This window comes from Streptomyces mesophilus, from assembly GCF_011044995.1.
GTDB lineage: Bacteria > Actinomycetota > Actinomycetes > Streptomycetales > Streptomycetaceae > Streptomyces > Streptomyces mesophilus.
This window is the reverse complement of record NZ_JAAKZW010000440.1, coordinates 1-1,899: the sequence shown is the minus strand read 5'-3', so window position 1 is coordinate 1,899 and position 1,899 is coordinate 1. Positions and strand designations below refer to the sequence as shown.

At 70.6% G+C, this 1,899-nt stretch carries 3 protein-coding genes; 1 reads left to right on the top strand and 2 read right to left on the bottom strand.

What is annotated here, in order from left to right; all coding sequences use genetic code 11:
• Positions 1 to 175 precede the first annotated feature (175 nt).
• Complete coding sequence (locus tag G6045_RS40400; RefSeq protein ID WP_165337231.1) at positions 176 to 838, top strand: putative glycolipid-binding domain-containing protein; 663 nt, start codon at positions 176 to 178, stop codon at positions 836 to 838.
• Here the strand turns inward: G6045_RS40400 and G6045_RS40395 are convergent.
• Both G6045_RS40395 and G6045_RS40390 read right to left on the bottom strand, forming a co-directional pair.
• Positions 828 to 1,175 carry a DUF1330 domain-containing protein gene (locus G6045_RS40395; RefSeq protein ID WP_165337230.1) on the bottom strand — a complete coding sequence of 116 codons (348 nt, stop codon included), beginning with the start codon at positions 1,173 to 1,175 and terminating at the stop codon, positions 828 to 830. The two genes, G6045_RS40400 and G6045_RS40395, sit on opposite strands and share 11 nt — an antisense overlap.
• A 131-nt stretch (positions 1,176 to 1,306) precedes the next feature.
• A partial coding sequence (locus G6045_RS40390) for a hypothetical protein (protein WP_408056430.1) occupies positions 1,307 to 1,899 on the bottom strand: 593 nt, incomplete at its 5' end.

Here is a 1,899-nt window from a genome sequence, read left to right as displayed (position 1 = left end):
CCGCCGCACCCCGAGGCACCGCCGCCCGCCCCGGGCCACGAACCCGAGCTCCTGCCCGTACTCAAGGGGGCTCTCACGCTCGCCGCGCCCGTCCCCGAACCATCCGAGAGCCGGCCGCCCACCGCTCCACCGCACCCCTGTGCACCACCACGCCATGAGCCCCATCCTGGTACCCATGACTGACAGTCGCGTCCCGCCACCCGATCCGGCTCGCGTTCCGACGCCCGGCCCGGCTCGCGTTCGGACGGCCGCCCCCGCTCGCGTCCTGACCTGGCAGGTGACGGAGACCGGCGGCTTCGAGACGGCCTGGGTCACCCCGACGGGCCCGCGCTCCTTCTCGGCCCGCGGCCGCGTCTTCGCCGCGCTGCCGCACCCGTACTGGCTCTCGTACGAGCTGGAGACGGGCCCTGACTGGATCACGCGCCGGCTGACGGCGACGGCCGAAACCACCGACGCGACCGTGCACTTGGACCTGCGCCGGGACGAGGGCTCCGGCGACTGGACGGCGAACGGCGTTCCGCTCCCGTGGGCGGACCCCGACACCCTGGACTGCGACCTGGGCCTCTCACCGCTCACCAACGCGATGCCGGTCCTGCGCCACGACCTGCACCGCGCACCGGGCAGCCACGACTACCGGATGGCCTGGGTGTCGGTCCCGGACCTGACGGTGCACGCGTCACCGCAGACGTACACGCACACCGGGCCGGGCCCGGCGGGCACCCGTGTGCACTTCACCTCGGGCGACTTCGCCGGCGACGTGGAGTTCGACGAGGCCGGCTTCGTCACGAGCTATGTGGGCCTGGCCCATCGGCTCAGCGCTTGGGGAACTAGCCCTTGAGGAACTCCCGCAGCCCGGCGGCGGTCTTCGTCGCGTCATACCCCTCGGGAACCCCGGGGACGAGAATGATGTCCCCGTCGAGATGCCTCGACCGCAGAGGCACGATCTCCTGGTACGCGTCCGACTCCCACCAGGCCCGCGCCTCCTCGACCCCGGGGAACCCGATCATCACGACGTCCTCGTCCCAGCTGCCCTCCAGGACCTCGTGCGGCGTGACATGCACGAGGAAGCGCCCGCCGTACGGCTCGAAGGTCCCGGGGATCCGCTCGATGTACTCGGCGATGTCCGGGTGCAGCTTCGCTGCCTTGTGCAGACGGGCGATGACGTACGCGGACATGGCGTCCTCCGGCTCTCGTGGCTCGCGAGTGGGTACGCCTCGATGGTGGCAGCGGCCGAACGCTGGGTCGATTACCTGGCGGGTAAGTGACGCACGCCATGACCCATTCCATGACGCACTCCATGCGCCGGCTAGCAGCACTGGTAGAAGAACTCCGCCTTCTCACCGTCCGGCGAGAGGAACAGATAACCCACCCCGGTGTCACCGAAGTTGACGTCGAACGGCAGGTTGCAGGAGTCGAACTGGGCGACCAGCTGCCAGCCCTCGCCCGGCGTGTGGTCGTCCTGCAACCAGACCGGCACGACACCGGGCCCACCGAGCTGGTCCATCCGGATGCTGCCCTCGGCATCCTTCTGCCGCGCCTCGACCGCCTCCTCGAGCCGCCACTCCCAGTCGTCCTCGTCCTCCCCTTCGACCGGCTCCAACTGCCGCTCGGCCTCCCGCCTGGCCTCGGCGAAGTCCACCTCCTCCGCCACCCGCAGCAGATGCGGCCGGTCCAGCTCGGTCGGTCCGGTGGCCGAGTCCCGTATGACGAAGGACTCGGTGACATGGCCGCCCGGCTGTACGACGGTGGCGTGCTCACCGCTGAACCCGATGGCGAACAGGTACACCGTCCGGTCCTTCCCCCCGCCGCCCTCCTGCGCCGGCACCTTGAACTGCCCCATGAACGGGGCGAGTTCATCCTCATACGGATCCACCGGCCACTGCGGCCCCTCCACCCACC